Below are 7,559 nucleotides of genomic sequence, written 5' to 3' on the forward strand. Positions count from 1 at the left end.
GCTCGACTCGTCGCCCGTGGCCGTGCGTGCGCCGTCGACGCCGTCGATCCGGTAGCGGCGATAGCCGAGGAGTGTGTAGTGGCCGTCGCCGAGCCAGCGCAGCAAGGCAGCCGCGTCGCGATGTTCGCCGGCGATGTCGGATTCCGGGTCACCCGCCCGCTGAGCGGCACCGTCGAGGAGATCGGCGACCTCCGCCTGCACCCGGCGCATGCGATCGGTGTCGCCGACCACCTGACGCACGTCGGCCAGTACCCGGCTCGTCTCCGACTGCAGGCGCGAGACCGCGTCCTCGGATGTGGAGGGATGGAGCTGAACGTGAATCCAGGATTCGCGTCGACCGTCTGCGGTCAGACCCGTCAGCTCGCCGTCGGCGTCGCGGTCGACCGACAGAATGGGATGAACCACGTCGGTGTATTCGATGCCGAGTCGGGAGAGCAGCGAGATGACCGATTCGACGAGGAGCGGCATGTCGTCGGTGACGATCTGCAGGTAGCTGCCCGCCGCCTGAAGGGCGGCGGAACTCGACTCGTTGGGACTGTGCACCGCCACGTTCGCGGTCTCGGGACGCCGCTGCGCGGCCAACCGGACGTGCCGATGAAAGGACGTGGTGTCGGGAGTGTGCGCGGACGCTCCGACAGCCATCGTGTCCACGTGCTCGAAGTACTCGGCACGCAATGTCGCCAGCTCGGCCAGGAGTCGGTCGTCGAGCCCGTCGGCCCAATCGTTGTCGGGCAGGTCCAGCGAGCGTGGCATGGTGTTCGAGTACTCCCTCGTGAGGATTTTCCCGACGCCCGCCGATCGCCGGCCGTCGATGACTACTCGACCTTAGTGTCGAACACCCCGTTACCGCAGTGACCTCGCGGACCCAGCGCGTGGCGATCTACTCGGCGGCTCTATCCGACGTGCAGGTACTCGGTGAGCAGACCGCGCTCGTGCTCGTCCAGAGGACGCGACGACGAGGTATCGAGATCGAAGGCGACCATCAACGCCTCGGCATCCGCGCAGACTTTTCCGTCGCGGTCGGTCACCACGTGCCGGACGCCGTACGAGGTGGTCCCGACACGGGTGATCCACAGCTCGATCGTCAGCGGACCCGAGTCGTCGAGAATCGGATGCAGAAAATCGGTGGTCAACTTGCGCACCACCGCTGCGCCACGCACGCCCGGCCCCCCGAAGACCGCGTTCAGGAACTGAACGCGGCCCTCCTGGAGGTATTCGACGAAGCGGGTGTTGTTGACGTGGCCGAGACGGTCGGAATCACCCCACCGCACCTGAAGTGTGCAGGTGAAGGTTTTTGCCGGCATGTCAGTCCCTGGTCAGCTTTCGGTGGGTGACGCGATGCGGACGGGCCGCGTCGGGTCCGAGGCGTTCGACCTTGTTGGCCTCGTAGCCCTCGAAGTTGCCCTCGTACCAGTACCAGGCGGCCTCGTTGTCCCCGAAGCCACCTTCCCACGCCAGGATGTGCGTGCATGTGCGGTCCAGGAACCACCGGTCGTGCGAGATGACCACGGCACAACCGGGGAATTCCTCGAGCGCGTTCTCGAGAGATCCGAGCGTTTCGACGTCGAGGTCGTTGGTCGGTTCGTCGAGCAGGATCAGGTTGCCGCCCTGCTTGAGTGTCATCGCCAAGTTGAGACGGTTCCGCTCACCACCGGAGAGCACTCCGGCAGGCTTCTGCTGATCGTGGCCCTTGAACCCGAACGAGCTGATGTACGCCCGGGACGGGAACTCGGAGCTGCCGACGGTGATGAAGTCGAGGCCGTCGGACACCGTTTCCCACACCGTCTTCTTCGAGTCGATGCCCGAACGGTTCTGGTCGACGTAGCTGAGCTTGACGGTCTGCCCGATCTTGACCTCGCCGCCGTCCGGCTCCTCGAGGCCGACGATGGTCTTGAACAGCGTCGTCTTACCGACGCCGTTGGGGCCGATGACGCCGACGATGCCGTTGCGGGGCAACGTGAACGAGAGATCCTTGATCAGCACGCGGCCGTCGAAGCCCTTGTCCAGGCTCTTGACCTCCACCACGACGTCGCCGAGGCGCGGCGGGTTGGGGATCTGGATCTCGTCGAAGTCGAGCTTCCTGGTCTTCTCGGCCTCGGCCACCATCTCGTCGTAGCGAGCCAGAGAGACTTGCTCTTGGCCTGACGCGCCTTGGCGCCGGAACGAACCCAGGCGAGTTCGTCCTTGAGGCGCTTCTGCAGCTTCTGGTCCTTCTTGCCGGAGACCTCGAGACGCTCGGCCTTCTTCTCCAGGTACGTCGAGTAGTTGCCCTCGTACGGGTACAGGTGTCCGCGGTCGACCTCGGCAATCCACTGCGCGACGTGGTCGAGGAAGTACCGATCGTGAGTGACGGCGAGAATAGCGCCTGCGTATGCGGCCAGGTGCTGCTCGAGCCACAGCACACTCTCGGCGTCGAGGTGGTTGGTCGGCTCGTCGAGCAGCAGCAGGTCCGGCTTGCTCAGCAGCAACTTGCACAGCGCCACGCGGCGCTTCTCACCACCGGAGAGGTTGGTGACCGGCGACTCGGGCGGCGGGCAGCGCAGCGCGTCCATGGCCTGTTCGAGCTGGGAGTCGATCTCCCAGGCATCGGCGTGGTCGAGCTTTTCCTGCAGCTCGCCCATCTCTTCCATCAGCTCGTCGGAGTAGTCGGTGGCCATCAGCTCGGCGATCTCGTTGTACCGCTTGAGCTGGACCATCGTCTCGCCGAGACCGTCCTCGACGTTCTCGCGAACGGTCTTGGTGTCGTCGAGGACCGGTTCCTGCATGAGGATGCCGACCGAGGCACCGGGAGCGAGGAACGCCTCACCGTTTCCGGGCTGATCGATTCCCGCCATGATCTTGAGGATGCTGGACTTACCGGCGCCGTTGGGGCCGACGACGCCGATCTTCGCTCCCGGATAGAAGCTCATCGTCACGTCGTCGAGGATGACTTTGTCGCCGTGCGCCTTGCGCACCTTCTTCATGGTGTAAATGAATTCAGCCATGATGCCCAGCTTATCGGTGCGGGCGGGTCTCCGGCACCACCGCCCGAGCGCGCAGCCGCCGTCCACACTCGATCGCAGGTTCCGATGCAGCGCGGACGGCGGATGCCGGGAGTCCGTCAGGCCGGGACGGACTCGCGCACGTCCTCGTCGATGCGGTCGTGATCGCGATCCTGATCCCCGTCCACAGGTTCGGTCGCTCCCGGATCGCCATCCGTCGCAGCGTCGGACGCCACCGCCTTCGTCCGATGGATCGAGACGTTGCAGCGCGCGAGATCCGGTCCGACGGCACTGGCCCGCATCTCGAGATCGGCGCGTTCGACTCCGTCACGGTTGGTGTATTCGTTGGTGCGTAGCTGTCCGTAGGCGATGATCGGGTCGCCCTTCATCAGCGATGCCCCGACGCCGCGAACCAGGCGACGCCAGCAGGTGACCGTCAGGTAGAGGGTTCCGCCGTCGGTCCATTCGCCGGTGTTGCGGTCCTGCCGTCGGGCGTTGCTGGCCATCCGGAAGCTGAGGACCTCGTCGCCGGTGGGTGTGGAGCGCTTGACGGGATTGGTGATGACCGTCCCGAGAACTGCGCACTGTGCTTCGTACATGATGTCTTCCCCTCGATCGATGTCGCGTGATTGCGATCGAGATCGACACTGCTACGCGGAGAACGTCCGTGGTGAACGAGTTGGCGAAATGTGGACAACCGCCCGGCCTGTGGATGAACGGCCCGAATCGGGGCCCGTGCGACCCGAGGATGTCGGGGAGGTGTGCTAGCCGGGAATTTCGGCGTACATGTGGCCGTCGAGCACGGGGACCACGCGACCCGCCGTGAGCGAAGCGATAAGCGCCGCAGTCGAATCGGCGTCCGGAACCGCGACGGTCAGTACCGCGGACGCGCCGTACGAGGTGCCGAGCACCAGAACTCCGTGCCCGCGTAGTTCCGATTCCACGCGACCGACCTCGGCGTGGTCGAATTCGAGAGTCATGATCTCGCGTCGCTCCCGGGTCAGGAACATCGCTTGGGACAACGCCTCGGTCACCGCCCCGCCGTAGGCGCGGGCCAGTCCTCCGGTGCCCAGCTTGGTTCCGCCGAAGTATCTGCTGACGACCGCGACGACGTTGGTCAGGTGGTGCCCGCGCAGCACCTCGAGCATGGGCGTGCCTGCCGTCCCGCTCGGTTCACCGTCGTCGTTGGATCGCTCGATGCTCTGCATCGGGTCGGCGAGCGGATCGCCTGCCGAGGAATCCACGATGAACGCCGAACAATGATGTCCCGCAGCAGGATCGGCCTTGCGAGCTGCGGCGATCACGGCCCGTGCCTCCGCTTCGGTGGACGCGCGATCGACGACGGCGACGAACCTTGACTTCTTGACCTCGGTCTCGCACTCGACGCGGCTCGCGATGGTACGAAGTAGGGTCACGCGATCACTCTCATGCGGCCACACTGTCCACCACATCGTCTGCGGCTCGGACCAATTGGGCGTACATGCCGTCGTTCTTCAGCAGGGACTCGTGGGTTCCGACCTCTCGAACGACGCCGTGGTCGAGTACTGCGATGCGGTCGGCGGAGCGCACCGTGGACAGTCGATGCGCGATGAGGATGGTCGTTCGCCCTTCCATCAGTCCGTCGAGCGCGGTTTGCACTGCGCGTTCGGTGCGATTGTCGAGTGCACTCGTCGCTTCGTCGAGCACCAGGATCGGCGGGTTGCGCAGCACGGTCCGCGCAATGGCGATGCGCTGCTTCTCCCCTCCAGAGAAGCGATACCCGCGTTCGCCGACCATGGTGTCGTAGCCGTCGTCGAGGCCGTCGATGAAGTCGTGGATCTGCGCCGTTCGGGTGGCCACGAAAATTTCCTCGTCGGTGGCGTCGGGTTTGGCGAATCGCAGGTTCTCCCGGATGGTGGCATGGAAGAGGTACGTCTCCTGGGAGACGACGCCGACCAGGTCGGCGATGGTGTCCGACGCAAGCTCCCGCAGGTCGATTCCGTCGATGGTCACCGATCCGGCCGTCGGATCGTGAAGCCGCGCAACGAGATAGCCCAGCGTCGTCTTGCCGGAGCCGGTTGCGCCGACGAGAGCGAGTGTGCTGCCTGCCGGGACCTCGAGGTCGATGCCGCACAGCGTCGGGACCGTTGCTGCGGTGTAGGTGAAATCCACGGCGCGGAACGCAACGTCTCCGCGGACGTCCTCTCGGGGCAGCGTCACCGGGTGGGTGGGCTCGGCCACGTCGATCGGCAGATCGAGGTACTCGAACACGCGACCGAACAGGGCGAGCGAGGCCTGCACCTCGACGCCGGTGTTGAGCAATTGCATGGTGGGCCGGAACAATTGGGTCTGCAGAGCGGTGAACGCGACAAGGGTTCCGATCGTCAGTGCGCTCCCCTGCCCGATGGTGATGCCGGCGAACCAGTACACCAGGGCAGGCATGACGGCGAAGCTGATCTGAATCGTGGCCATGCGCCACTTCCCGGCCATCATCGCCGCGAGTTCGACGCCCGCGACCTCGTGGGATCGGTCGGCGAACTTGTCGGTCAGTGCCTGGGCGGAACCGGTGGTCTTGCCCAGCAGAATGCCGCTGACCGAGAGTGATTCCTCGATCTGCACCGACAGCTCGCTGAGCAACTTCTGTCGTTTCGTGGAGATCTTGCGCCGCTCGTCGCCGATCCGGCGCGCGACGCGGACGAAGACCGGCAGGATGATCAACGAGAAGGTGGCGAGCTTCCAGTCGAGCAGGAAGAGTGCGACCACCGTCGCAGCAACGGTCGTCGCGTTCTGCGCGATGGACGTTGCGGTGTTGGTGACCACCGATTGCATGCCGCCGATGTCGTTGGCGATGCGTGATTGAACCTCGCCGGTGCGGGTGCGCGCGAAGAATCCGAGGGATTGGCGTTGCAGGTGCGAGTAGACCTGGACGCGTAGATCGTGCATGAGTCGTTGACCGACGCCGTTGGACATCCAGGTCTGTACGACGCCGAGAGTGTTGGTGGCGACTGCAACTGCGATCATGCCGAGTGCGATGAGGCTGACGAGTGTGACGTCGCGGTCGGGTATCGCGTGATCGAGGAGTTCGCGAAGGAGCAAGGGGGACGCGAGCGCGATGATCGCGCTGACGACGATGATCGCGCTGACGACTGCAATCTTGCGTCGGTAGGGCGTGAACAGAGCCAGGACTCGGCGCACGGGTGCTGGGTCGGACGCGAGGAGAGAACGTTCGGGTCGGCTTTCCAAGTAGACCTCCGGAGGAGTTGAAGTGTGGGGTAGCTGAAGCAATATGCAGAGGCTACCTCACTATGAGGTAACGGGCAACCGTCGCTATGATCCCTTGCATGGAAACCGGACACTCGCCCAACCTGAGCGAGCAGTTCATGGCCGTCGCGCGGCAGATCCGGCGCAGCCACATGACTGCATTGGAACCGTTCGGCCTCAATCCTTCGCAGAGCCGAGCCCTGCACGTGTTGGCCCGCGAGCCCGAGTCCGTGCGACTACGCGACCTGGCCGAGCACCTGCGAATCGTGGCTCGATCGGCCACCGACATCGTCGACTCGCTCGAGGCGGCGCACCTGGTGACGCGGCAACAGGATCCGAGCGATCGGCGAGCGGTCCTGGTGGAGCTGACCGACACCGGCCGAGCGCTACTGGACAGAATCGACGACGCGCGCCGTCAGGTGTCCTCGGAAATGTTCGACGGCCTCGAGCCGGCGGAACGCGTCGAGCTGAACCGACTGTTGAACAAGATCGCCGCGACCGACTGACCCGGAGGCCGACTACTGCTCGCCGGTCCGATCGCGTCGAGCGAGCTCGGCGAACATCGCATTGTGCGCGGCCAGATCGGCATCGTGATCGCGCTCGGCGGCCCGGTCACCACGCCTGGCGTCCCGATCGTCGCTCCGGGACCATTGGATCAGCAGCGCCAGCATGACGAGCACCAGCGGAACCTCGCCGGTGGCCCAGGCGATACCGCCGCCGAGCTTCTGATCCCCGAGCAGGTCGGAGTTCCAGTCCAGCCCGAGCGTCCGGTAGAACCACGCACCCATCACGGTGTTCATGCTCATCAGCGCCACCCCGAAGAAGGCATGGAACGGCAGCGAACCGAATACGACGGCGAGTTTGGTGACCGGAGCGATCTTGCGCGGAGACGGATCGACGCCGATGACGGTCCAGTAGAACAGGTAGCCGCTGAGCACGAAGTGCAGGTTCATCAGCAGGTGTGCGCCGTGACTGTCCAGTACCGCTCCGAAGATGCCGCCGAGATACAGCACGTAGAAGCCGCCGACGAAGATCAGCGAGGCGACGAGCGGATGGGTCAGGAACTGCGAGATTCGGCTGTGCAGTCCGATCAACAGCCATTCGCGCATTCCGGGCACGCCGTCCTTCCCCGCCGCGGGCAGCACCCGCAATGCCAGCGTCAGCGCACCACCGAGCGCGAGGAGGACGGGAGCGAGCATCGAGAGCATCATGTGCCCGGTCATGTGCACGCTGAACACGGCCGTGGAGTAGCGACCGATTCCCGAGGACGTGCTGATCAGAAGCGTCAGGCAGCCCAGGACCCAGGCGACGGTGCGGCCCACCGGCCACGCGTCGCCG

General features: G+C 65.1%; 6 protein-coding genes and 2 pseudogenes. 1 reads left to right on the plus strand and 7 read right to left on the minus strand.

Features of this window, described 5'->3' with window-relative positions; all coding sequences use genetic code 11:
* From RHBS_RS21075 to RHBS_RS21100, 6 genes and pseudogenes are all read right to left on the minus strand, one after another.
* A pseudogene (locus RHBS_RS21075) lies at window positions 1-753 on the minus strand (NAD-glutamate dehydrogenase domain-containing protein); the annotation flags it as partial.
* Between the two features lie 140 nt (window positions 754-893).
* Window positions 894-1,304 (minus strand): thioesterase family protein, encoded by a 411-nt coding sequence (locus RHBS_RS21080; RefSeq protein WP_128646377.1) that lies wholly within the window; start codon window positions 1,302-1,304, stop codon window positions 894-896.
* 1 nt (window position 1,305) lies between these two features.
* A pseudogene (gene ettA, locus RHBS_RS21085) lies at window positions 1,306-2,984 on the minus strand (energy-dependent translational throttle protein EttA).
* Window positions 2,985-3,100: 116 nt separating this feature from the next.
* Window positions 3,101-3,580, minus strand: a complete 480-nt coding sequence (locus tag RHBS_RS21090; RefSeq protein WP_121869442.1) for a single-stranded DNA-binding protein — start codon at window positions 3,578-3,580, stop codon at window positions 3,101-3,103.
* 165 nt (window positions 3,581-3,745) lie between these two features.
* Window positions 3,746-4,396 carry a YigZ family protein gene (locus RHBS_RS21095; protein ID WP_237669520.1) on the minus strand — a complete coding sequence of 217 codons (651 nt, stop codon included), beginning with the start codon at window positions 4,394-4,396 and terminating at the stop codon, window positions 3,746-3,748.
* 10 nt (window positions 4,397-4,406) lie between these two features.
* Complete coding sequence (locus RHBS_RS21100; protein ID WP_121869440.1) at window positions 4,407-6,155, minus strand: ABC transporter ATP-binding protein; 1,749 nt, start codon at window positions 6,153-6,155, stop codon at window positions 4,407-4,409.
* 146 nt (window positions 6,156-6,301) lie between these two features.
* Between RHBS_RS21100 and RHBS_RS21105 the strand changes: the two genes are divergently transcribed.
* A complete protein-coding gene (locus RHBS_RS21105) occupies window positions 6,302-6,727 on the plus strand; it encodes a MarR family winged helix-turn-helix transcriptional regulator (RefSeq protein ID WP_237669522.1) in 426 nt (141 codons plus the stop codon).
* 12 nt (window positions 6,728-6,739) lie between these two features.
* Here RHBS_RS21105 and RHBS_RS21110 read toward each other — a convergent pair.
* Window positions 6,740-7,559, minus strand: an 820-nt coding sequence (locus RHBS_RS21110; protein WP_145977559.1) for a cytochrome c oxidase assembly protein, incomplete at its 5' end; no start/stop codon positions are given.

This window comes from Rhodococcus sp. BS-15 (assembly GCF_000813105.1).
GTDB lineage: Bacteria > Actinomycetota > Actinomycetes > Mycobacteriales > Mycobacteriaceae > Rhodococcoides.